General features: G+C 52.2%; 28 protein-coding genes. 24 read left to right on the top strand and 4 right to left on the bottom strand.

Annotated features, from left to right (window positions below; all coding sequences use genetic code 11):
* The first annotated feature begins 313 nt into the window (after positions 1-313).
* The 9 genes from ACOZ35_RS03385 (at position 314) to ACOZ35_RS03345 (ending at position 4,207) form a co-directional block, all read left to right on the top strand.
* Entirely contained in the window at positions 314-1,360 is a 1,047-nt protein-coding gene (locus tag ACOZ35_RS03385) for a tyrosine-type recombinase/integrase (protein WP_424015065.1), read from the top strand.
* A gap of 182 nt (positions 1,361-1,542) precedes the next feature.
* Positions 1,543-1,869: a hypothetical protein gene (locus tag ACOZ35_RS03380; RefSeq protein ID WP_424015064.1), complete on the top strand. Its 327-nt coding sequence runs from the start codon at positions 1,543-1,545 to the stop codon at positions 1,867-1,869.
* A 64-nt stretch (positions 1,870-1,933) separates the two neighbouring features.
* A complete protein-coding gene (locus tag ACOZ35_RS03375; protein WP_424015063.1) occupies positions 1,934-2,122 on the top strand; it encodes a hypothetical protein in 189 nt (62 codons plus the stop codon).
* The gene (locus ACOZ35_RS03370; RefSeq protein WP_424015062.1) at positions 2,110-2,301 is read left to right on the top strand and encodes a hypothetical protein; all 192 of its coding nucleotides are present in this window, start codon (positions 2,110-2,112) and stop codon (positions 2,299-2,301) included. The genes ACOZ35_RS03375 and ACOZ35_RS03370 overlap by 13 nt, the downstream gene beginning before the upstream one ends.
* Positions 2,298-2,672 carry a hypothetical protein gene (locus ACOZ35_RS03365; protein ID WP_424015061.1) on the top strand — a complete coding sequence of 125 codons (375 nt, stop codon included), beginning with the start codon at positions 2,298-2,300 and terminating at the stop codon, positions 2,670-2,672. Before ACOZ35_RS03370 ends, ACOZ35_RS03365 begins: the two co-directional genes overlap by 4 nt.
* A gap of 77 nt (positions 2,673-2,749) precedes the next feature.
* Positions 2,750-2,941, top strand: a complete 192-nt coding sequence (locus ACOZ35_RS03360) for a hypothetical protein (RefSeq protein ID WP_424015060.1) — start codon at positions 2,750-2,752, stop codon at positions 2,939-2,941.
* A gap of 133 nt (positions 2,942-3,074) precedes the next feature.
* The gene (locus ACOZ35_RS03355; protein ID WP_424015059.1) at positions 3,075-3,233 is read left to right on the top strand and encodes a hypothetical protein; all 159 of its coding nucleotides are present in this window, start codon (positions 3,075-3,077) and stop codon (positions 3,231-3,233) included.
* Positions 3,234-3,431: 198 nt separating this feature from the next.
* Positions 3,432-3,683, top strand: coding sequence for a hypothetical protein (locus ACOZ35_RS03350; RefSeq protein ID WP_424015058.1), 252 nt, complete (start codon positions 3,432-3,434; stop codon positions 3,681-3,683).
* Positions 3,684-3,952: 269 nt separating this feature from the next.
* Positions 3,953-4,207, top strand: coding sequence for a hypothetical protein (locus ACOZ35_RS03345; RefSeq protein WP_424015057.1), 255 nt, complete (start codon positions 3,953-3,955; stop codon positions 4,205-4,207).
* 260 nt (positions 4,208-4,467) lie between these two features.
* On the opposite strand, the gene ACOZ35_RS03340 is transcribed toward ACOZ35_RS03345, so the two are convergent.
* The gene (locus ACOZ35_RS03340) at positions 4,468-4,713 is read right to left on the bottom strand and encodes a hypothetical protein (RefSeq protein ID WP_424015056.1); all 246 of its coding nucleotides are present in this window, start codon (positions 4,711-4,713) and stop codon (positions 4,468-4,470) included.
* Positions 4,714-4,834: 121 nt separating this feature from the next.
* On the opposite strand from ACOZ35_RS03340, the gene ACOZ35_RS03335 reads away from it, so the two are divergent.
* From ACOZ35_RS03335 to ACOZ35_RS03315, 5 genes are all read left to right on the top strand, one after another.
* Positions 4,835-4,966, top strand: coding sequence for a hypothetical protein (locus ACOZ35_RS03335; RefSeq protein WP_424015055.1), 132 nt, complete (start codon positions 4,835-4,837; stop codon positions 4,964-4,966).
* A gap of 281 nt (positions 4,967-5,247) precedes the next feature.
* On the top strand, positions 5,248-5,382 hold the full coding sequence (locus tag ACOZ35_RS03330) for a hypothetical protein (RefSeq protein WP_424015054.1): 135 nt from the start codon (positions 5,248-5,250) through the stop codon (positions 5,380-5,382).
* 20 nt (positions 5,383-5,402) lie between these two features.
* On the top strand, positions 5,403-6,017 hold the full coding sequence (locus ACOZ35_RS03325) for a DUF6338 family protein (protein ID WP_424015053.1): 615 nt from the start codon (positions 5,403-5,405) through the stop codon (positions 6,015-6,017).
* Positions 6,018-6,080: 63 nt separating this feature from the next.
* A complete protein-coding gene (locus ACOZ35_RS03320; RefSeq protein ID WP_424015052.1) occupies positions 6,081-6,314 on the top strand; it encodes a hypothetical protein in 234 nt (77 codons plus the stop codon).
* A 466-nt stretch (positions 6,315-6,780) separates the two neighbouring features.
* Positions 6,781-10,374: an Eco57I restriction-modification methylase domain-containing protein gene (locus ACOZ35_RS03315; RefSeq protein ID WP_424015051.1), complete on the top strand. Its 3,594-nt coding sequence runs from the start codon at positions 6,781-6,783 to the stop codon at positions 10,372-10,374.
* A 3-nt stretch (positions 10,375-10,377) separates the two neighbouring features.
* Here the strand turns inward: ACOZ35_RS03315 and ACOZ35_RS03310 are convergent, their stop codons facing one another.
* Positions 10,378-10,503 (bottom strand): hypothetical protein, encoded by a 126-nt coding sequence (locus tag ACOZ35_RS03310; protein ID WP_271959468.1) that lies wholly within the window; start codon positions 10,501-10,503, stop codon positions 10,378-10,380.
* Between the two features lie 592 nt (positions 10,504-11,095).
* Here ACOZ35_RS03310 and ACOZ35_RS03305 point away from each other — a divergent pair.
* The 7 genes from ACOZ35_RS03305 to ACOZ35_RS03275 are packed head-to-tail and all read left to right on the top strand — an operon-like array spanning position 11,096 to position 13,535.
* Complete coding sequence (locus ACOZ35_RS03305; protein ID WP_424015050.1) at positions 11,096-11,299, top strand: AbrB/MazE/SpoVT family DNA-binding domain-containing protein; 204 nt, start codon at positions 11,096-11,098, stop codon at positions 11,297-11,299.
* Positions 11,296-11,583: a hypothetical protein gene (locus ACOZ35_RS03300; RefSeq protein ID WP_424015049.1), complete on the top strand. Its 288-nt coding sequence runs from the start codon at positions 11,296-11,298 to the stop codon at positions 11,581-11,583. The genes ACOZ35_RS03305 and ACOZ35_RS03300 overlap by 4 nt, the downstream gene beginning before the upstream one ends.
* The gene (locus ACOZ35_RS03295) at positions 11,580-11,774 is read left to right on the top strand and encodes a hypothetical protein (protein WP_424015048.1); all 195 of its coding nucleotides are present in this window, start codon (positions 11,580-11,582) and stop codon (positions 11,772-11,774) included. Before ACOZ35_RS03300 ends, ACOZ35_RS03295 begins: the two co-directional genes overlap by 4 nt.
* The gene (locus ACOZ35_RS03290) at positions 11,774-12,028 is read left to right on the top strand and encodes a hypothetical protein (protein ID WP_424015047.1); all 255 of its coding nucleotides are present in this window, start codon (positions 11,774-11,776) and stop codon (positions 12,026-12,028) included. Before ACOZ35_RS03295 ends, ACOZ35_RS03290 begins: the two co-directional genes overlap by 1 nt.
* Positions 12,025-12,351: a hypothetical protein gene (locus ACOZ35_RS03285; RefSeq protein WP_424015046.1), complete on the top strand. Its 327-nt coding sequence runs from the start codon at positions 12,025-12,027 to the stop codon at positions 12,349-12,351. Before ACOZ35_RS03290 ends, ACOZ35_RS03285 begins: the two co-directional genes overlap by 4 nt.
* On the top strand, positions 12,344-13,105 hold the full coding sequence (locus tag ACOZ35_RS03280) for a recombinase family protein (protein WP_424015045.1): 762 nt from the start codon (positions 12,344-12,346) through the stop codon (positions 13,103-13,105). Before ACOZ35_RS03285 ends, ACOZ35_RS03280 begins: the two co-directional genes overlap by 8 nt.
* The gene (locus ACOZ35_RS03275; protein WP_424015044.1) at positions 13,098-13,535 is read left to right on the top strand and encodes a hypothetical protein; all 438 of its coding nucleotides are present in this window, start codon (positions 13,098-13,100) and stop codon (positions 13,533-13,535) included. Before ACOZ35_RS03280 ends, ACOZ35_RS03275 begins: the two co-directional genes overlap by 8 nt.
* Here ACOZ35_RS03275 and ACOZ35_RS03270 read toward each other — a convergent pair.
* Positions 13,530-13,889 (bottom strand): hypothetical protein, encoded by a 360-nt coding sequence (locus ACOZ35_RS03270; protein ID WP_424015043.1) that lies wholly within the window; start codon positions 13,887-13,889, stop codon positions 13,530-13,532. The two genes, ACOZ35_RS03275 and ACOZ35_RS03270, sit on opposite strands and share 6 nt — an antisense overlap.
* A 149-nt stretch (positions 13,890-14,038) precedes the next feature.
* Positions 14,039-14,377, bottom strand: a complete 339-nt coding sequence (locus tag ACOZ35_RS03265) for a hypothetical protein (protein WP_424015042.1) — start codon at positions 14,375-14,377, stop codon at positions 14,039-14,041.
* Positions 14,378-14,730: 353 nt separating this feature from the next.
* Between ACOZ35_RS03265 and ACOZ35_RS03260 the strand changes: the two genes are divergently transcribed.
* Genes ACOZ35_RS03260 through ACOZ35_RS03250 form a run of 3 tightly spaced genes read left to right on the top strand, consistent with a single transcriptional unit; the run spans position 14,731 to position 20,410 of the window.
* Positions 14,731-18,135, top strand: coding sequence for a WD40 repeat domain-containing protein (locus tag ACOZ35_RS03260; protein ID WP_424015041.1), 3,405 nt, complete (start codon positions 14,731-14,733; stop codon positions 18,133-18,135).
* Positions 18,132-19,676, top strand: coding sequence for a S8 family peptidase (locus tag ACOZ35_RS03255; protein ID WP_424015040.1), 1,545 nt, complete (start codon positions 18,132-18,134; stop codon positions 19,674-19,676). The genes ACOZ35_RS03260 and ACOZ35_RS03255 overlap by 4 nt, the downstream gene beginning before the upstream one ends.
* Positions 19,673-20,410 (top strand): hypothetical protein, encoded by a 738-nt coding sequence (locus ACOZ35_RS03250; protein ID WP_424015039.1) that lies wholly within the window; start codon positions 19,673-19,675, stop codon positions 20,408-20,410. Before ACOZ35_RS03255 ends, ACOZ35_RS03250 begins: the two co-directional genes overlap by 4 nt.
* Positions 20,411-20,430 lie beyond the last annotated feature (20 nt).

Below are 20,430 nucleotides of genomic sequence, written 5' to 3'. Positions count from 1 at the left end.
CGAGGGGTCGCGATCGGTGACGCGTTCAACCCGATTTCAGGACTGGGTTCGGAAGGAACCGATTCCCCCGATTCAGTCGCGTAGCGAGCTGCTACGAGAGAATCAGGGTTAGTCGTGAAAAGCTCCGAAAGCAAGTGGGCGCTGCAGGAAGTATTGTGCTACTCGTTCGCACGCTCACTCCTAGCCCAACCCGCAGTTCCGAACCCTCGCACGCTCGGGATTCGTCACCATTTGAACCCGTGTAGCGAAGCCGGTAGCCATCGCGAGCGGACTGAGGGCGTTCCGTCGTCTCCCCCGGCATCAGGAGACAACGATGTCAACAGACGAAATCGAACCAATAGACGTACAGACCGCAGTAGACCTCTACCTCGACGACAGAGAAGACGAACTAGCAGAATGGACGTACTACTCTCACTCCTCGCGATTAGGTCACTTCGTGAGGTACTGTGACAGAGTAGCCGACGTGACCGAGCTACGGGAAGTCGACGGAAAAACGCTGTACGAGTATCGCGTATGGCGTAGAGACGAAGGCGAACTCAACCCGGTAACAGTCAAGACGCAGATGGACTCGCTCAGAGTGTTCATCCGCTGGTGCGAGGGAGTGTTTGTGCGGCAAGACCTGAGCGACCTCGTCCGGAGTCCCGACCTCGACGCCGAAGCCAACGTCCGCGACGAAATGATTGAGGTAGACCGTGCTAAAGAGATTCTCCAACACTTGAAGAAGTACGAGTACGCCTCTCTCGGGCACGTGACGCTCCATCTCTTGTGGCACACAGGAGTCCGCATCGGCGCGCTACACGCGTTGGACGTGGATGACTACCTGCGCGACGAACAACAGCTGGAAGTCCGCCACAGACCTGACACGGAGACGCCGATTAAAAACAAGGATAACGGGGAACGGAACGTCAACATCTCGGGAGACACGTGCGAGCTCCTCGATGACTGGCTAGACGTACGCCCGGACCACGAGGATGACTATGGTCGTGAACCGCTATTGACCACTTCTGCGGGCGGTGGTCGCGTACACACGACGACTCTGAGAACAGAGTGTCACAAGTGGACTCGTCCCTGTGCGATTGGTATCGATTGCCCGCACGAGCGCGACCCGGATGATTGTGAGGCTACGTCGTATGATGCTGCGTACACGTGCCCGTCGTCTATGTCGGCGCATCCGTTCAGGAGAGGAGCGTTCACTCACTGGTTACGGAATGACTGGCCCGAGGAGGTCGTGTCTGACCGGGGGAACGTGGGTATCGAGACGCTGCGCAAGCACTATGATGAGCGGACTGAGGTTGAGCGTGCTGAAGCGCGGAGGGATTGGCTGGATAAGCTGGATGATGATTTTGACGATAATATCTGATTAGTGTTTCAAACGTGTGTGAGGCTATTATTTGCTTCTATACCTCTTTTTCGGCGTTTATGGTATTGTAGCACTACTATTTACTGACCATTATTGGTGCGTGTAGGGGGAAGGGCTATATTCTCCCCCGTGTTAGGTGGTAGTAAGGACTCAGGGACACCCTGAGTGGAAGAACGAGAACAATGAACGCAACAAACGCGAATTCAAACGAAGCAAGCACCGAAAACGTAATTAACGGAGTATGGCTCAACTGTGGGTCAGCGGTATACAACGACAATCCTAACGCTCGTATCGTCGACCGAGAGGAAGATGGACTCACGCTCATCATCGAGAACGCAGCAGGAGCCGAGACGTATGATACTGTCCGACATGACCAGTTAGAGGACCTCGTCGAGGCCGTCGAGTGGCACTTAGAGCGAGAATTGGGCTTCAACCCTGATTGGGATTATGAGGTTGAGTACGTCGGAGATATCGGGAAGAGCGTCGCGGAATATATCAAAAACGCCTGAAGCTGGTGCTTTACTGGGTTCGATTCCCGGGTCAGGTCTAACTCCCGACACGGGGGTGAACGAAATGCAAGAGAAAGAAAACAAGAAAATCGAAGAAGCAACGAACGAAGCACGACGGTACCTCGCGACTCCGGTACACCAGCGCGACGCGTACGAGGCCACTGGGCTCCTCCAGCAGCTCTACAACGTGCTAACAGACGAAGAAGACGGCATAGTCGTGCCTGACGACGACTGTACAGTGTGGTCGCGATGAGTCGCCCGACCGCCTCGGAAGTCAAGCAGATGTCGCTGGACGAAGCCATCGAACTCCGCGACAAGATGATTCGCATCAACGAGAACAAGAATTTCCACCCGAAGGATGGCGGTGAATTAGCTGCTCGTCTCAGCTGGGCGCGACAACGTATCCGGGAGCTCGACGGTGATGACCAATGAGGTTTGGTGATTCCAACAAGTGGCTTCGCAAGGGATTCGAGCAACTCCGAGACGACGACCTGCTCGACATCTACGACCAGATGCTAGACGACGGCGAGGAACACACCCGGTATGGAGTCGCGCTCGTCGACGAAGTGCGAATCCGATGGTTGAAAGCGAACGAGCGGGTCTCAGAGTTAGAGACGGCCGTTGTTGACGCGCAGCGACAGGCTGAGCCGTACGATAACGGACAGATAATAATTGACGAGATGGAAGCGATGATTGACGATTTCAGTAGTGCAACCGGGGTATCTCGGTCTACTGCTGCTAAAAATATACACAATATCGCGACGGTGATGCTGGAGGCCGAACAATACGGTGAGTCGAGATGATGACTCCTCAACATACTGTAGGAGACCTCGTTCTGATTAGCCGAGCGTATTACTCTGGTGAAGAGAAAGAGAGTTTCATGGCTGTTGGGGGAGTAGTCTATGGGTCGTGGACGGGTCATGACTGGCCAGAATACGAGTTAGAGATAGAGCTCACAGAAGTAATAGAAGGTGACAAGCATCACGTTGGGGACACGCTCTATCAAATGGACGAGGAGACCTTCTCTCTTGACCGAGAAGAACTTCTCGAACTCAGAGGTGATTCGCGATGAATGTCGATGTTGACGAGCAGACCGGGACGGTCTACTACATCACTATCCGCGACGACAACGGTACAGTCGTAGACCGGTTCAAGACGATGTCTAAGGATAGAGTCGAACGAACGAAACGACGCTATGACCGACTATGAAGGTACCAGTAGCTCTTCTAGGCGGTGTCAGCGTCGGCTCACTATTCCTTTTTATCAAGGATGGGGCGACAGTCGATGTTCAGTTTGCTGCGCTTGTCGGGCTGGTCGTGGTCCTCTCCTCGTTAGCACTCCTGATGGTGATGGCTGATGACTAGAGCGACAATCCGGGATGCCAACGGTTCGTGGGTCGTGCGTATCCCGCACGAGGTCCGGGACGAGTACGAGTTGACCCCGGGAACGGTCGTTGATATCTCTGGGACAGACGGTGCGTTCCTCGTACTCGATGGCCGTCTAGACGTAGAGACACGAGCTCGATTGACAGCAGCTATTCGCGAGATTATTGGAGCGGAGTCATGATTGGCTGGCTCATCATGACGTTGTTCGCTGTAACGTTCCTCGCGCTCGTGTTGACTGTCACCGGGTACGCTCACTTGGCTCAGCGTGGTGTCCCAGCGATGTTGCTCGGCCTCTTGTTTTTCACCGCGTCATATTATTCGATGATTGGAGAGACGGTGATGGCCGGACTGTTCTTCGTTCTCACAGTCATTCTCACGCTGATGTATATGGTATATGAACCGCTCCCGGTTCGTTCCTCGCGGTCGTAGGTAGTCTGAAAAGTAGTTACAGTTTTATCAGTTGATATCGTATGTCATATATGCCTAGTACAGGCGTTTCACTATTCTTTTTTCGCCAAGATTCTCCCGTTGAAGTCGTGTGTCCGGAGTGTTCGTATTATCCTTCGTATCCTGCTATTGTGTCTTCTGAGTGTGGTCGCGAGCGAGCGGGTCTTGTTTGTGGTCAGTGCGAGCACATTTGGTGTATATCGTAGTTATTTGCCGTCATACCTTTGCAGTCGTTCTGTGTCTATCTGGGTATGTCTGGACGATTCAGTAAGCGGTATTTGATGGATTATGCGGGCGAACTGTACGAGTGGCTCCCCGCGCCGAACGAGGAGTGGACAGCGTCAGAGATTGATAAAGACCTCCGTGGTGGCCATCTCTCGAAGCTCAAGGCCGAAGGTGTTATCCGCGTGATTGAGGACCCGGAGCACCCGTCTCGGTTTGAAACGTATCGAACAGTGTCTGAAGCATACGAGTATATGTTAGAGGCATTCGCAGAGTGGTACTGATTGTTTAATTCACGCATACACCTTTGTTCTTAAGTAGTGTTGTAGTAGTATGGCAGAACTAGAATCACTGTCGAACGGCACAGTACGCTGTAAGGAGCACGGTGTGACTTTCAGCGAAGATGAGTTCACCCGGAGTGGCCCGAATATGGTTGCTCCATGTGGCTGTAAGCTGACCCCGTACGGTAACCCGCTCAAATCGTTACAGGACTTGTATAATCGTCTTCGTCGTGGTGGGGGCGGTAGCAGTGCCTGAGTACGGTTTAGAGATTCATTTTTTTGAGCAGTTTATCCGGGAAGCAGTCTGGGCAGAGTTCGACATTTCCGTTTTCTTCCCGGGTTCCGCTGTCTGCGTAGTAGTCCCAGTCGACTTCGTAACTGGGTTCGTTTTCTTCGATTTTTGTTCCGCAGTGTTCGCAGTCGATGGTCGTATTGACGCGTTTTTTGTCAGCGAGGTCGTTTTCGACTCGGCCAAAGACTAGTTCGTTTTCTTCCTTTTCGTCGTCCATTCTAAGACATTTGATGTCGAGTCACATAGTCTAGACTATTGCGGTAATTTGTCTACTGTATTACAAGACGACTATCGCACCCACAAGAACATATAAATGTGAGACCAACCGACATGTTTCTATGAGTGATGATGACAATGGCGGAGACGGGTCGAAGGATAGACAACGAGCAACTGATGAGAAGGCCAGAGTAGCGGACACGCCTGATAAGGACCCTCGTGGGAGCGACAGCAGCGGGAGTGACGAGGACTAATCTAACCATGTCTGATGATAAGAGTGGTAATCAGTCGTCGGGTGAGAAGCAAAGCGCCAACGAGCGAGCTACTGTCGCAGATACACCGGATTCTGACCCCCGAGGAGACGCTGGCGGCAACAGCGGAGAAGGTGGAGACGAGTAGATACTATGGGAGACGATTCAGAGGACGATAACCGGAATCTCGAAAAAGCGAATGTAGCCTCCACTCCGGATGAAGACCCTCGTGACGCAGAAGAGAACACTCAAGCCGAGGACGAGTGAGCACTCCGGGTTAGAATATGAGTGACGAAAAAGAAGATAGTAATGAGGATGAGAGTAGTTCTGAGAGGGATGCGCTACAGAAAGCGAACATAGCCTCTACACCAGACGAGGACCCGAGAGACGGCGACTCTGGGGAGTCTGACGACGAGTGAGGCTTGACCGCGTCTAAAGTATGGTTTCGTTCAACCTCCCGCTCATCGACCTTGTCTACGCATTTTTCGTTCTTGTCCCCGGGTTTGTGACGTATCGCGTTGGCCGATACGTCGGTAAGGTCACTGTTAACGTCGACCGATTTGACAAAACTGCGTACACTCTCGTTTCGAGCGGAATTGCGCTATCCCTACTTGTTCTCACTTACGCACTCGTTTTTGACCAGCCGCTTGAGTCAGTGGTTACGACCGAGTATTCTCTTGGGGAGCTTGGTCTAGCGTATCTCGTTCTCCTGACCGTCGCAGCAGTGAATGGGTATGTTTCTGGCTGGTTTATCGATAATAAGCTCAAGCAAGGGTTACAGACTCGACGGGAGAAAACGTGGGAAATTATGATGGACGGTGCAGAGCGACCGATAGAAGCGCGAGTGGTAACGACTGAAGGGAGAGAGATTCACGGCTATATCAACGTGTACGACACGCAAGACCATGGAAAGGACGTGTTGTTAGAGTACCCGCAGACAATCATCCGGGATGCTGACGGAGGTGTTTGGAAGACGGAGTCTATTGGAGACCACGCGTTCGTGAACGAAGCAGATATTTCTCACATCTATATTGAGTCAGAGGTCAATGTTTGATGAATATTTGAGACACCGGGAGTAGCCGTGACTAACTTATACTCGAAGGACACGATTTGTACTATGAGTAAGAAGCCCTACACTCCGGAAGACATCGCTGAAATCACAGGAGGTGACACTACTGATGTCGAGCAAGTGTTTTCGAATGATGTTATACTCGCGCCAGAGGATGTAAGTGATGACGAATGGCGTATTGCGCTCAATTTTGCTTACTCGACAGGGTGTTCAATTGAACTCTTCTTTGACGCGTGTGAATCATTCGAAGCACCAAACACAGGTGTAGGAGGGTGGATGTGAAACCGGGTCAACAACCGAGATTCATCCAACTTGTTCGCATTAAATTATTGTAATTGTTAGAGTCGACCATACAGCTAAAGTCTCGCAGTGAGATATATGAATATCCCTCGTAGGATGGCTATCAACCGGAGATGATAGCGATTCACCCACCAAGTGTCTGACCTACCAGTGTTGGTAGGACGGTTCTGGTAGGACAAAGCGATATAGGGGGTAAAACTGGGCATCGAGATTAAAAACGTCCTTGGCCTTTGTTTTATATTCTTATTTATCTCTCTCCGGTAGTCTGGGGAATACTACACAGACCGGTATTCCCACCGGTCTTGCCTCCGTTTCGTCGTCGAATCGTCCTACCAACACTGGTAGGTCGTATTCAAGTTGGTAGGTGCTTGGTAGTCTGCAAACTTTATACGGTGTGGCTCTCACCGCTATTACATCATGGCGTACACCAAATCGCGGAGGTCCCTGTATGTCTGAGGCCGCGTTCAGCGAAGAAGAGCCTGATATTTCGACAGATGATGTCCGGGACGTGATTGAGGAGTGGTTGGACGACCTCGTTGACCGTCCGCTTAGTAACTCTGAGCTCAACGACCTCCTTGCAGACCGGGAAGATAATATCCAATCGTCTGCGCTCGGGATGAAGCCTGAGACCCATCTCGAAGAGAACCTTCTCGACCCGCTCTTCGAAACTCTAGGTATCGAATACGATTCACAAGCATATGGTCAGAGCGGCGGGAACACTGTCTGGCCAGACTTCAAGATAACCAACGTCGACCCGGTTGTCATCGGGGAGTCTAAAAAATACAATAATTTCGAAGAAGGTGTCTCTGAGGTCAAGGAATATCTAGATAGGAAGTCTATCGGGGCAGATTACGGGATTGTCACTGACGGTTTTGAGTGGAACATGTGGAAAATCGAGGTTGGTGACGTTACCAAATATCCTGAGGTCACACAAGCTGATGTAGACCTCCGTGATGCAATCCTCGAAATTGCCCGTGATATTGGTGCGGTTTCTTCTCGTGGGATTACAGATGTTGATGTCGATGAACTTCTACAGGAGTTCATTTCTGCGTACGAGCACACTGCCTTCGATAGGCTCGTCTCGCAGACAGCACCCCGCCAGATTCGTGACAACCGGAAGCGAGACGTAGAGGAGTTCTATGACCTTTATATCGAGCTTCTGTTTGGAGAGGGTGATGAATACGAAGAGTATGAGACGAGCCTGCTTGATGATATAGAGCAGCCAAAAGGGACTGATGGCCGAGATAAGCGTCTGTTCGCAGTTACGTTGATGAATCGGCTTTTGTTCGTTAAATTTCTTGAGTCACGTGATGTTCTCGACGAGGGATTCCTCTCTGAACGTGTGAGATTTTATCAAGAGCACAGTGATGATATTGCTGGTACGCTCTATAGTAGCCAGATTAAACCGATATTCTACAATTTGCTCAACACCGACGAACGCAAATTGAAATATCGCTCCGGATGGTTCGACCAAGTACCGTATTTGAACGGTGGGCTCTTCCGAGCGAGTATCCACAAAGAGAAAGAATTCGATGTGGGTGACAGAATTCTGCCAGAGGTTATCGACGACCTCATCGAAGGGAGTAAACTGAATCTCTCTGGGGACGGCTACGACCCTGCTATCATCGGCTCGGTGTTTGAAAAGACGATTAATCATATCGAAAAAGAGCGAAACAGCAGTAAAGCGACTCAGAAGGAGAAAGGGGCATATTACACTCCGACAGATATCACTGAGCTCGTTATCGAACGCGCTGTTGACCCTAAGGTTCGAGATGTTCTTGCGGAGACGTTCACGGATTATTTCGAGACAGATTTAGATTTAGATGAAGATGAACTAGAGACTGTAGAGGGCTATCTTGAAGCGTTGACTCTCCCCGACCTCCTCCAATTAGCAGAAGATGAAGCAGAAGTTACGTTGGCCCCGGGTCCTGACCAGATTCGTCTCAAATTTGAAGGTGAGGCTTTGGAGACAGCGGAGGATAGTCTCACAGACTTAACTGTGCTTGACCCTGCGTGTGGTTCTGGTCACTTCTTGACAGCGGCGATGGAAGAGGTACACAGGGCTCAGATGTCGTTACGCCGGGGACAAAGTGATAATGGCGACCCCGAGCCGAAGAAACGGTTCGAGATGAAGCGGGAGCTCGCACTCTCCTCGATTTACGGGATAGATGCAGACCGTGTCGCGACCGAAATCGCGAAACTCCGGGTCTGGCTAAAAATCGTCGAGGGGAATGGTTGGGAAGCTCAATTCGGTAAACTCCCCAATATCGACGTGAACATTCGGGACGGTAACGCGCTAATCGGTCTCCCGTTACAAGGAACGACAGACACGTCGCTCGACCTCCCGATGGTCAAGGAACGTATCGACGATATTCTGGACCTCCGGATGGAGTACAAAGATGACAACATCGATGATAAGGATGAAATCGAGCAGATGGAGAAGGAAATCCGTCCCGAGCTCGACGAGGCCTTCATCGACCAGCTGAACTATATCTACAAGACTACTCCTGAGGGTCCCGATGACCTCAAACGCATCTTCGAAAGCATAGATGGCTCTGTACACCATCAGGTAGAGGAAATTCAGCTAAAGCGGAAGGACCGGGAGAACCTCAGTGATGACGAAAAAGAAACGTTCTCTGAACACGGTTTTGGAACTCACAAGATTAGTGTCTCCCTCGATGTGAAGGACCGTGAGCGGTCCCTACGCGACGATAATGATGTCGACAAGGAACCGAAAGAAGCGCTTTTAGATGAGCTTCTAGAGTTCCTTGAAGGGGATTACGAGTGTACTCGAATCCAACGCCGACCGCTCTCATTTGACCTTTCGGAAGAGCAAATGTTCGGACATCCTGCTCACTGGTTCGCTGAATTCCCTGAAGCCCGCCCTGATGACGAAGATAGCTCTGCGTTCGCGGTGGATTTCGACATCATCATCGGTAATCCTCCATATGGTGATATCCTGAGCGAGAGCGAAGATGTTCTCACAGATACCTACCAGACCGCTGGTGAGGACGTAGTCGCTCTATTCCTTGAGAGACAACTATCGCTCCTCGCAGAAGATGGGTATATTGGCAACGTCGCGAGCCTGAAAATCGCGTACAAGGATTCGATGGATACACTCAACGATATCTATCGGAAGAAACTCGATACCACATCTATATCCTGTTTCGCAAAACGCCCGAGCCACATATTCGAGGGTGCAGAAGTCAGAATTGCAATCCTTTCTGGTAAGAAGGATGTGACTGACGGCGAGGATGAGAATATAGAAACAAGCGAGTTCATCCGATTCAATGAGGACGACCGGGACGAACGGATTCGTAATCTACCTCATCGACCTGTAGACGATTATATCCTCAAAGACGACGGTATCAACGGGAGTGAAGATTATGTTGCGCTCCCCAAGATTGGGACAGAGCGTATTGAGGGAATCATGTCCAAACTTCGTGATGAGGAAACAATAATCAAAGAACGCACTGTCGATTCAGATACGGGTAACGTCATTTGGCGTCGTGAGGGTCAGGACTACTTCGTGAACCCGATGCGGGAGGAATTATACTCCGCACGCGAAGTGAGACCGTTCTACTTCGACACAGAGCTTGAAGCTCGTACAGCCTTCCTCGCCACTGGCTCGAACCTCTTCTACTTATATTGGTGCGTCTACGGCGACATGTTTCACGTGAATCTCAGCCATATCCGTTGCTTCCCGCTCCCATCCCTCGAAGACCTTCAGGAGCACGAGGACGAGATTATAGAGCTATCTGATGACCTTTGGGAAGTGATGGAAGATGGGTTCAAACCGAGCTCTAATACGTTCACGTACAAGCCGATGAAGCCGCACATCGACAAGGCTGACGACCTTCTTGGCCCACTCTACGGTCTTGATGACGACGAGATACGGTTCCTACAAGAGTATCATACACAGTACGGTCGCTCTGGTCCAGCTGATTACTCACTCGACGAGTGGTTATCTGACGAAGATGAGGAAGATGACGATGACGAGACCGAAGAAACTGATGAAGCAGCAGTAGAGGCTGAAGACTAGTATTCAATCTCTGTCTAAGAACTCGGCTACCCGCTCGCATAGGGAGTAACGCCACGGGGAGACCGTGTTGGTCATTACGTCAGCGTCTTCGAGGTGTGGCTCGACCTCGTCTTCGGTCAATTCGTCCATAGGTCTAGTTGTATTCGGGCTCAGGTAAGTGTTTTAGTCGGTTTGGGTGTCGGGGCAGTCGTGTCTGTATCATTATCCCACGAGACCGCGTGTTGGTTGTCTGCTCACTGGATGGAACTCGCCGACTGGCTCCCAGAACCCAACTGTACGTGGAAGCACCGAGATGTTCGGGCCGAGTCTCCATTCTACAGTTCTCTGTTGGTCTCCAAGGGTATTGTTGATAGGGTCGAGCGAGATGCGGATAGGGTGTGGTCGTATCGTACACGCGAGAGTGCGTACGTGCGAGTTATGGATTACGTGGAGAAAGCTGAGGAGTAGGTTTGGGCGGTATAGCTTAGCAGTCGTTCTGTGTCTGGTTTAATATGGTTGATAGATTTGATACTCTAGAAGCTGGGACTGCGAAGTTCTTCCCGGTTAGTCGGACGACGTATGAGTGTAGCGAGTGTGGAACTGAGGTTCCTCTTAAAGAAATTTTGTCTCTTTCGCATGGGTGTTGCTGAGATTGGTGGTATTGGGTGTTCAGGAAGTCCCAATTTAACACCCCCCTCGACGGTACACCTATAGTAATACAACACGTTGTATAACACGACCAATGGCTAAAACAAAGGTCCAAAAGACCACTTCTACCCTCTCAGAAGACGAAGATGGTTCACGAACACTAGTACAGTATAGCACGAGCATCCCGAAAGCCCTCGCAGAATTTTTCGAACTCGAACAAGGCGACGAGCTCGAATGGTCGAATGGCTCCGCCCGGAACAAGATGGAGGTGACAATCATCCATGGTGGTGATGAATGAACGAACTAGACGAACTGGTAGAACAAGTAACACAGAAAGTAGTGAAGTACGGTGAAGGACGATACGAGATTCTCGTCTCAGGAGACCTCGTATACGACGACCGAGATTATGCGGTCACAGTCGACCTAATCAACGAACGCGAAACTGGTCCTAATGAGTACGAACTCATTCAGTGGCACGGAGTTGATTTCCAAGTAGATTCCGCCCCAGAACGGGTGGACTCTTACACGCTGAAAGAGGCTCTCGCTGGCTGGGGCGTCGAATTCGAAGGTGATTCTCGATGAGTCAATCTGAAGAGTTCACGAGCTTCACAGTTGAAGACCTCGAAGCCTTGGATGAAATCATCAGTGAGCTCGAAGAAGAGTTAGAAGAGCTCGTACTGAATAACGGAGACCTGAACACGATAATCGTAACTCAACACGCCCTCGACGCGTTCGAGCGCCACAACTCGTTATTCGAAGGTGATTCTCGATGATGTTCGAACGAGACCCAATTGGGAATATACTGATTGTAGCTTGCGTCGTCATCGCTGTGTTCACAATATTCTTCGTAGGGTATGCGATTGGTACTCCGGACCCCGACAAAGGTGACGTAGTCTACGTTGTGGTCGTGTGCGAAAACGGGATGAGTACAGGAGGGTATGGGTACTATCCACTAAACACTACTGAGATTCATGACGACATTGAGGTACTCTGTGAGCCAATATTTGAGACAGGTGATGAGCAATGACGACGTGTGAAGAGCGAGGTTGCGAGCGAGACGCTGTCGAGTACGTCGAACGCAAGAGTCTGCTGACCACCGCTCAAACAGACTACGGGTTCTGTGACGAGCACTGGCCCGAGACAGACGATGGTATCCGCGAGCTGATGAACGATATCCGTGACGGAAAGTACGACTACGACGAGCGCCTCCAGATGTTCCGCTACAGTGTCGAGGGTCGTCCCGCGATGTACCTCCGCGAACCAGACAAGTTCCCGGACTGGGTTCGAGACGACGACCGCGACGAGCTCAAAGAGTTAGCTGAAGAGTTGATGGGTGATTCTGATGTCTAAGGCTCTCGTGTGGATTCGAAAGAGCAAGGGTCGTGACGATGACGTTGGGCTTGAACTCCAGCGTGAGAACGTACACGCGTACGCTGAAGAGCACTACGACGAGTACGATACGCTCGACCTTGGTGTTCGCTCAGGATTCAGTATCTTTGCTCTCGGTCAAACAGAAGACCGGCTTGACGCAGACCCAGAAGTTGAGTCCGCCGTCGACGACCTTCGAAACGGTGAGTACGACGCACTAGTTGCGTGGAACGATACCCGGGTGTCTCGCGACGAATACTTCTACGTTGTACAGCACGCCTGCTTACAGGGTGGTGTTGAGATAGAGTTTGTCAGCGACGATGTTGTCGACGACGAGACCGTCTTCGGCGTGATGCGAGCTGCGGAGACCGCTGTCAAGAAGAAGGAAATCCGTGAGACGAAACGAGCGCTGGCTGCTCGGGCCGACAGTGATTATTATCAGGGTCGTCCTAAGTACGGAACTCAATATGATGACGCCAAGCAGTATCTCGTCCCGGATGATGACTTCGACGACGTGTTGACGGCACTCTCAATGCGCGAGGACGGAGCTTCTTACAGCGAAATTCTGGAGAATACAGCGATTTCGGGAACTGGTACGCTACGGAACGTCCTCGACCGTCGCGAGTTCTACGAAGAGCTGGCAAGCGCTCACGAGCGTTCTAAATCCTCTCTCGTCGATGCGAAAGAGGGGGGTAACGCCTCTGAAATCGAAGTTACAGGTGGTGGTGATGAATGAACGCGCTGTTTGGGTTTGGAACGTAGTCGGAGGTCTCGAACTCGCTGCAACACTCGTAGCACTGGCCGTTCTCATCCCGTTCTTCATCAGCTTATCATTCCCTGCGTGGCTCCCGGTTGGCGTTGGTATCGCTACTGGTGAATCAATGCTCCCGACGATGCAAGAAGAGTCAACACTGGTTGTCTACGTACAGACCGGGGATTACGAACCCGGAGATATCGTAGTGTTCGACGAGTACGTGAACGAAACTCGCTCCGAACCGGGGCCGATTACTATCCATGAGTCAGTTGAGACTCGGCAAACGATTCACCGCGTCGTCTGGTCAGATAATAGTATAGTCCAGACTCAAGGAGATAACAACGAGATTCCAGACGAACCTATCACCCACGACCAAGTGTACGGCGAGGTCGTGTTCTACGTCGATTTATGACAACACGTATTCGGGGTCGAGGTCCGCTGCTACGTCGAAGGAGTCGTATATTGCTTCTTCGAGCGAGTCGAACGTGCTCAATGCCTGAGAGTCTTTTTTGATTTCGTTCCGCTCCCACCCCTCGTCTCCTTCCCAGATTTCAATACGCACTGCTCCTGCCTCAAGCCCGATAGTTGGGCAGTCAACGTGCTCATGATAGCGTACCGGGGTCTTCAGCTCCGTCGTCACGAATGTTATTGGCCGGGTTCGATAGTCGCTAACGAATGCTTCCCAGTCGACTCCGGAGTGTCTACTTGCGTTCTGTGCGGCTACAATTGCTTGCGATAGTTCTGGCTCAAATGGATTTATATCCATACTAACCAATAGTGCGTTTTTGATTATAACTGTATCTAGTTTTGTAACGTCTTACCTCAAAAATTCTGCCTAGAGGACGGCTAAGACCGTGATTCTCGTAATAAACTTACCTACTTTTCACGCTGACACATCTGGTTCGTCTTATGTCGCTACAGGATAAACACGTCTCCCGGCTTCTTTTTCATCATCACTTTGTAAGCTGACTCGACCGCTTCGTCGAGCTCATCATACCCCGAGAAAGATTCGAATCCGCTTTCACGATACCTGTTTGTCCACCCTGATTCACCCTGCGAGATTTCGATACTGAGGGTACCGCCGTCGAATTGGAGGCTTGGGCCGTCGAATTGTTCCTCAGTTTGCTTGTACCAGTTTATTCTCGTATGTGTCTCGCTAACGTAGACTTCCCAGTCGAGCCCGTTCCGCTTTCTCGCAGTCCTCGCTACTGCTTCTGCTTCTTCGACGTATTCTTCGAATGGAGTAGTATCCATACTAACCAATAGTGGTGAGACGACTATAACACTACCTAGTTTTTCGACGACAGGGTTTGACGATTCTCTCAAACTCTTGCCTGCGATACAGCTTTAGTCTTTGTTAACGTTATATGCACAAGCACTCTTCTCGCGGTCAAATTTGGTGCGTGTTCGTGGCCACACTACTTCTCACGCGCTCCGGGTCTGCCCAGCGAGGTCGTGCGCACACTAGTAATCATGCAGATTATCAACCGCACGGACGGTGACGACCGTCCCACACTAACTCGTCACGACGGTGACGCGCGATGAATAGCCAAACAACCACACACCGAGTAACCGCCGTACTCTTCGCAGTATTCCTGACGACTTCGATGTTCGTCGGATTCATAGGTATTAACTCTCAACCTGTACAGGCACAGTCTGACGACGGCGACTACGTTTACGCGACGAGCGGCGGGAGTAGCGATATACGAAAACTCGACGCGACTGACGGCTCTGAAATCTGGACATTCAGCGGTCACAGCGACAATGTCTATGCCGCCGCCGTGTCTCCTGACGGTGAGTCTGTTTACTCGTCTTCAAGAGATTATACTATACGAAAACTCGATACATCGGATGGGTCGCAGATTTGGAGCTACGGTGATGTCTCTGACTCGGCGCTCACTCTCTCAGCCGATGATGACGCTGTCTATGCTGGCTTTAACGACCAAACCGTGCGGAAAATTGACGCAGAGACTGGCACTGAGGAATGGGTTTTCACCGGACATGGAAACAGCGTACGAGATGTTGTAGTAGATGGTGACTATGTTTACTCGGTCTCTTCCGACGGAAATGTGTTCCAGATTGACGCGACTGACGGCTCTGAAATCTGGAATCATCAGCCAAACGGTGAAGGTGTCTACTCTGTTGTAACATCACCTGATGGAGAACATATCTATGTCGGCACGAATGGCGACACAGTATATAAACTAAATTCAAATGACGGCAGTCAGATTTGGTCTAAAATTGTTCACACGAGCTCTGTCTTCGACCTCGATATATCAAATGATGGGAATTACGTGTACTCCGCTTCTTTTGATGGGACGGCAGCAAAACTAGATGCGGCTGACGGCTCTGAAATTTGGAAAGTAGACCCGGGGGTATCTAGTCTTCGCAGCTTAGCTATTGATGACGAGCGGGTCTTCGTCAGTGGTGATAATACAGTCGCTCTTGACCCGTCAGATGGTTCTGAAATCTGGCTCTATACTGGACAAGATGCGGCAATCTTTGGACTTGCGACACAACCCGGAGCGGCATCGAATTTACTCTCTGGGACAGTAGTTGACGATGAAGGTGCGCCAGTGTCTAACGCGACTGTTGAGATATACGGTGTTGACCACTCTCAGATTACTGCGACTGCGGGCCAGTCACTCGAAGAACGCGCGCAGGAACTCTTAGCGGAAGCGAAGGACCCGTTCCCGGCAACTTGGCAGCCTGACCTCTCACTCCTCGGATTCTTCGACTCTGCTGAAGAAGACTACGTCGCGGTACACAGCGCGAACGTTCTGCCGGACAACCGATTCTTCGACTGGGGAGAGAACACTGGCGCAGCAGACCTAGACACTCCGCAGCTGACCGTCGCCGCTGACGAACCCCTCGTCATGACGGTTTGGGACCCAACAGCGGGCGATACGTTAGAGAACGCTGTTGACGAGGACCTCCCGGGTAAGACGACTGACGGCACGGTAATCATCAAGAAGCTCTCGATGTCTGGAGAAGTTCTGGACACTAAGGAAATCGAGACGCAGGATGTCTACAAGACTGGTGTCGCTCCGTTCTCGAAGACTCACGAAGGAGTACGCTTGTCGCTTGGACAGGGATTCTACGAGGTCTCACCAGAAGGTAGCTCTAACTCGTACGTCATCGCCAGCGTCGGCGACATGAGCATCGAGGAGATGGGCAACACGTACGCGACTAACCTCGAAGACGACGCGAACCGCTTGACTGACCGAGCGAACGAGATTGACGAGAAGCTCACGTCGGGCGAGTTTGGTCGGATTGTTGTCGAGACAGACGCTAACGGCGAATTCACTGCGGATGTCCCTAGTGCGTTCAGCACGGTCGACGTGACTGCGTACAAGGCCGGTGACTTCCTCAGCAGTGTCGACCTCGACCAGCGGAGTATCTCGGAGTTGCAAAAGGAATTAGAAGCAGCTGAGTACGGTGGGAGCATTTACGTCCCGACTCAGACCCAGACGGTCTCGACTCCGTTCCCCTCGACTGTTAACGTGGAAGTGAAGGAAGTGCTCTCGCTCCCCAACACGGGTGGAGTAGACACAACTGGAGCGGAAGACGCGGTCAACAAGACCATCAACACGACGGTAACGGCAGCGGAAGACTTGCTGGACCCAGACACGTGGGATAACGCGGCGGACGACACTAAGGAAGAAATCTACAACAGCTTACTGCGAACCGTCCTCGGCAACGATGACTTAGAGGCATGTATCATCGAAGGTGCTGAGGAAGCTGGTCTCTCGTCGACGTACTCGTGGGACAGTGTAGATGACGAAACCGCTGAACAGCAACTTGAGATAATGACGACGTGTATCGGGACGACAACCCCGGTAGACACGCCTGAGCCCGACGACATCGAAGGCGGAGCAGAAGAGGTCCTGAATGGGGCTGGCGACGTTATTGATTACGTCCTCAACCTCCGTATCCCGTTCGCGGGCTCACTCAACCCTGACACTGCGAGTGTCATCGTACGCTACGCAGACGGCTCGTTTGAGACGATGGGTGATGATTACTGGAGCGTTGATGAAGGTATCCTCGGCACTGACGCGGTCGTGATTGAGGACTACCCGCTCCCGAGCGACCAAGCGATGGCCAGTGTGGAAATCCTTGCTTCGGACGAAGACGGTGTTGACAAGGGTTCCGTCGAAGTACGCAATCCTGCGTTCAACGGCGAGACTCCTGCTCTCCAAGCGATTAAGCTCAACACGCTCGCTCCGGGTGCTGGTCAATCTGTCCAGCTCGACGTGTCCCCGACTGACGACAGCTCCTTCAAATCGGTGAAGAGCGCGAAGGTCTGGGACGGGGACGGCAACGAATTGTCGTCGACGCTGAACAACGGAGAATTGACCTTTACCGCGGCTGGTGAGGGCTCCCACCTCGTCAAGCTGACTGTAGATGACACAGACGGCAACGAGTACGTTGAGCGACTCCGTATCGGCGCGCAAGAAGACGACTTACCGTACGACCCATCTATCCGAGTGAAAAAGGGCTTCCTCGGCACTTACGCAGTTGTTGGTGACGGTGCGATTGACGGCGAAATCTCACAGCGAAACGATGCTACTACTGTCGGAGTCACTCTCGCTGACGGCGAGAACCCGTCGGCTGTACGTGTCCACTTGAACGAACTCGACGAGACGGATAACATCAAGGTCCGCTTGATGCAGGGTTCGAGCCAGCAGTCGTACGATAAGTTCACGACGGTGTTCGTGTACACCAGCCAACTCTCTGAAGACTCGCTCGTCTACCGAGACGGCAACCAGCCAATATCGGTTGACAAGGGCAAGTACGGAGTGCGGATGGACAAGACGGACGCTGAGCTCATCGTCACGTACACTGATACGGACGGTACTGTTGACCTCGGAGTCAACAACGACCCGAGCTTCGTCGACCGGATTCTGTTCTCGGTTCGCGAGCAACTTGGCGGAATCAGTGACGGCCTCAGTCTAGGGGTGATACTCATCCCGCCTGTTGTCCTCGCGCGGCGAAACGGTGATTCGTTATGAATACTAAAATCACCCCTGTAATACTCGCAGTCTTGCTGGTCTTCTCCAGCGTATTCGCAGTTACACCTGTAGCTGCTGCTGACAGCGAGGACGTATTGTCTCCAGCTATCCTCGACGACGTTGGAATCCTCGACTTTGAGCCCGGTGTCGATATCGTCCAATACGGTATTGACGGCAACCCGAGCTTCATCATCGGCTATGAAGACGGGAAGCTCGACACCCTACGCTCGTGGGCAGATGATAGTTCTTCCCGAGAAATTCAGTACGAAGGTAATGGCTGGGCGATTGTCTCGTCCCCTGCTGTTGACATCCTTGAACCGGGTATTATCTCGGAGTCGGGACTCGTTACTCAGGACTACATCACTGCGGTCGATTACAATGTTGAGGTCAACGTAGACCCAATCAACTCGCTCGATAGCGAGGACCGCGGAGCTATTGAGCTCTCACCGTGGGAGCGCGCACGTACTGTACTATCTCCATGGACGGCTGATGGTATCGCGTACGATGAGGACGCTAATGAGACGACTGTGCTCGATGCTCGCGAGTACATCGGAGCGGACTCCGTGTCTGTCGACGGTACTGGAGTTGACGTAGCTATCCTCGACACCGGGACGAACTACAAGTCCACTCTGTACGGTGACTCGATTGTCGCTGGTAAGGACTTCGTAGATGACAGAGGAACGGTGAACGCGTCTACTGGTGACTACTCAGCAATCGAGGACGGCCAAGGACACGGTAGCTGGGTGTCGAGCGCTGTGAGCGACGTGGCCCCCGGAGCAGACCTCCACATCGCGCGAGTGCTTGGAGACGATGGTTCGGGCTCGACCGAGTCTATCGTCCGCGGTCTCGAATGGGCGTGTGAAACTCAGAGCGTCGACGTAGTGTCGATGTCTCTGGGCTCAACGACGTACTCGACGGCGATTGAAAGCCAAGTCGAAGACTGTGCCGAGGACAACGGTGTGCTCGTCATCGTCGCGGCAGGAAACGACCGGCAAGTAACACGCTGGGTCGCTTCTCCTGCTGATTCGGAACACGCAATGGCTGTTGGTGCGACTAACGCTGCCGACGCCACTGAGACGGCATCTGCGTACTTCTCGAACGTCGGACCTGACTCCGGTATCACTGACCTCTCTCAAGGAGAGACGCGTGAGGCAACCATCGATATCGCAGCTCCCGGAATGGCCCTGACAACCAATGTGTCTGAGAACGGTGTTACTCGGGCAAAGACTCTGAGCGGGACGAGTATGGCGACTCCGCTTGTCTCCGGTTCAGCTGCTCTCCTCCTCGAAGCTAACCCGTCACTCTCGGCTACTGATGCTCGGGAGCGATTGACGACGACAGCGACTCCCCTTGAGCTCGCATCGACGAGTGAAGTTGGGAGCGGTCTCGTCAACGCTGGTAACGCTATCAGTAACGCGGTACCTGACGAGACACAAAGCCAGACGCAGAACGATGACGCTGACACTCGCGACGCGTTCAACTCTGCTCTCTCTGGGAACTTCTGGGACCTGCGCGTACACCTACACGCGCTTGAGCGATGAAGCTCAATATCTTACTAGTCGTCTTGCTGGTCTCCTCGTCTTTTGTCGGCGTCGTTGCCGCGGACGACGGCCCTCTCTGGGACGACGTGGAGAAGGCAACGAGCGTATACTACGACGAAGCAACGTGTGAACAGTATCAACCGTACCTCTCGCTCGACCACGTCGAAGTGAGTCCTGACGGGCTTTACTGTGCAGTCTACGAGTCACCTGACCACGATACTGACGTAATCGCGTACTGGGCGCGGTACCCGGTGCAGTTTGGCTACACTAACGCTGACAGTCACGTGGGCGACCGAGAGCCAATCTACGTCCACGTCGACGACCAGACTGGAGAGATTGACAAGGTAGTGTACTCTGCGTACCACTACTACGCGGGCGAGACCTCGTCGCCACAGATGGCCGAGGTCAACGGCTCTGACTACCCGTCTCTGTACGTATTCGAACCTCACCACCACTACGCTCCACGCACGTTCACAACGGGTGAATTAGTCGATGTGAAGCCGTTTGTGTCAAACTCTAACCTTGACGCGAGCGCGTCGCAGGACTGGGTATCGAACGGTTGGGACGTTAACCACGACGCTATCGTTGACCCGTGGAGTATCTCCGCTGGTGACAACTGGTGGCCGGATGATTCCTACGATGGGAGATTGTCTGCGGTCTACTGGGGCGCGATGCAGACCGTGTACGACGTAACCGGGTACGACATAGGCGGGAAACTCGGTTCCTTGTTCTAAATCTGTATACTAAGCAACTA

It is taken from the genome of Halorubrum xinjiangense (genome assembly GCF_049604745.1).
In the GTDB taxonomy this organism is placed as follows: Archaea; Halobacteriota; Halobacteria; order Halobacteriales; family Haloferacaceae; genus Halorubrum; species Halorubrum xinjiangense_A.
Note: the sequence above shows the minus strand (reverse complement) of the source record. Positions and strands in the feature narration are given on the sequence as shown.

Excerpts from the sequence above, each read along its gene's own strand:
- ACOZ35_RS03385 (WP_424015065.1), top strand. The coding sequence starts at position 314 with ATGTCAACAGACGAAATCGAACCAATAGACGTACAGACCGCAGTAGAC.
- ACOZ35_RS03380 (WP_424015064.1), top strand. The coding sequence starts at position 1,543 with ATGAACGCAACAAACGCGAATTCAAACGAAGCAAGCACCGAAAACGTA.
- ACOZ35_RS03375 (WP_424015063.1), top strand. The coding sequence starts at position 1,934 with ATGCAAGAGAAAGAAAACAAGAAAATCGAAGAAGCAACGAACGAAGCA.
- ACOZ35_RS03365 (WP_424015061.1), top strand. The coding sequence starts at position 2,298 with ATGAGGTTTGGTGATTCCAACAAGTGGCTTCGCAAGGGATTCGAGCAA.
- ACOZ35_RS03360 (WP_424015060.1), top strand. The coding sequence starts at position 2,750 with ATGGCTGTTGGGGGAGTAGTCTATGGGTCGTGGACGGGTCATGACTGG.
- ACOZ35_RS03355 (WP_424015059.1), top strand. The coding sequence starts at position 3,075 with ATGAAGGTACCAGTAGCTCTTCTAGGCGGTGTCAGCGTCGGCTCACTA.
- ACOZ35_RS03350 (WP_424015058.1), top strand. The coding sequence starts at position 3,432 with ATGATTGGCTGGCTCATCATGACGTTGTTCGCTGTAACGTTCCTCGCG.
- ACOZ35_RS03345 (WP_424015057.1), top strand. The coding sequence starts at position 3,953 with ATGTCTGGACGATTCAGTAAGCGGTATTTGATGGATTATGCGGGCGAA.
- ACOZ35_RS03340 (WP_424015056.1), bottom strand. The coding sequence starts at position 4,713 with ATGGACGACGAAAAGGAAGAAAACGAACTAGTCTTTGGCCGAGTCGAA.
- ACOZ35_RS03335 (WP_424015055.1), top strand. The coding sequence starts at position 4,835 with ATGAGTGATGATGACAATGGCGGAGACGGGTCGAAGGATAGACAACGA.
- ACOZ35_RS03330 (WP_424015054.1), top strand. The coding sequence starts at position 5,248 with ATGAGTGACGAAAAAGAAGATAGTAATGAGGATGAGAGTAGTTCTGAG.
- ACOZ35_RS03325 (WP_424015053.1), top strand. The coding sequence starts at position 5,403 with ATGGTTTCGTTCAACCTCCCGCTCATCGACCTTGTCTACGCATTTTTC.
- ACOZ35_RS03320 (WP_424015052.1), top strand. The coding sequence starts at position 6,081 with ATGAGTAAGAAGCCCTACACTCCGGAAGACATCGCTGAAATCACAGGA.
- ACOZ35_RS03315 (WP_424015051.1), top strand. The coding sequence starts at position 6,781 with ATGTCTGAGGCCGCGTTCAGCGAAGAAGAGCCTGATATTTCGACAGAT.
- ACOZ35_RS03310 (WP_271959468.1), bottom strand. The coding sequence starts at position 10,503 with ATGGACGAATTGACCGAAGACGAGGTCGAGCCACACCTCGAAGACGCT.
- ACOZ35_RS03305 (WP_424015050.1), top strand. The coding sequence starts at position 11,096 with ATGGCTAAAACAAAGGTCCAAAAGACCACTTCTACCCTCTCAGAAGAC.
- ACOZ35_RS03300 (WP_424015049.1), top strand. The coding sequence starts at position 11,296 with ATGAACGAACTAGACGAACTGGTAGAACAAGTAACACAGAAAGTAGTG.
- ACOZ35_RS03295 (WP_424015048.1), top strand. The coding sequence starts at position 11,580 with ATGAGTCAATCTGAAGAGTTCACGAGCTTCACAGTTGAAGACCTCGAA.
- ACOZ35_RS03290 (WP_424015047.1), top strand. The coding sequence starts at position 11,774 with ATGTTCGAACGAGACCCAATTGGGAATATACTGATTGTAGCTTGCGTC.
- ACOZ35_RS03285 (WP_424015046.1), top strand. The coding sequence starts at position 12,025 with ATGACGACGTGTGAAGAGCGAGGTTGCGAGCGAGACGCTGTCGAGTAC.
- ACOZ35_RS03280 (WP_424015045.1), top strand. The coding sequence starts at position 12,344 with ATGTCTAAGGCTCTCGTGTGGATTCGAAAGAGCAAGGGTCGTGACGAT.
- ACOZ35_RS03275 (WP_424015044.1), top strand. The coding sequence starts at position 13,098 with ATGAATGAACGCGCTGTTTGGGTTTGGAACGTAGTCGGAGGTCTCGAA.
- ACOZ35_RS03270 (WP_424015043.1), bottom strand. The coding sequence starts at position 13,889 with ATGGATATAAATCCATTTGAGCCAGAACTATCGCAAGCAATTGTAGCC.
- ACOZ35_RS03265 (WP_424015042.1), bottom strand. The coding sequence starts at position 14,377 with ATGGATACTACTCCATTCGAAGAATACGTCGAAGAAGCAGAAGCAGTA.
- ACOZ35_RS03260 (WP_424015041.1), top strand. The coding sequence starts at position 14,731 with ATGTTCGTCGGATTCATAGGTATTAACTCTCAACCTGTACAGGCACAG.
- ACOZ35_RS03255 (WP_424015040.1), top strand. The coding sequence starts at position 18,132 with ATGAATACTAAAATCACCCCTGTAATACTCGCAGTCTTGCTGGTCTTC.
- ACOZ35_RS03250 (WP_424015039.1), top strand. The coding sequence starts at position 19,673 with ATGAAGCTCAATATCTTACTAGTCGTCTTGCTGGTCTCCTCGTCTTTT.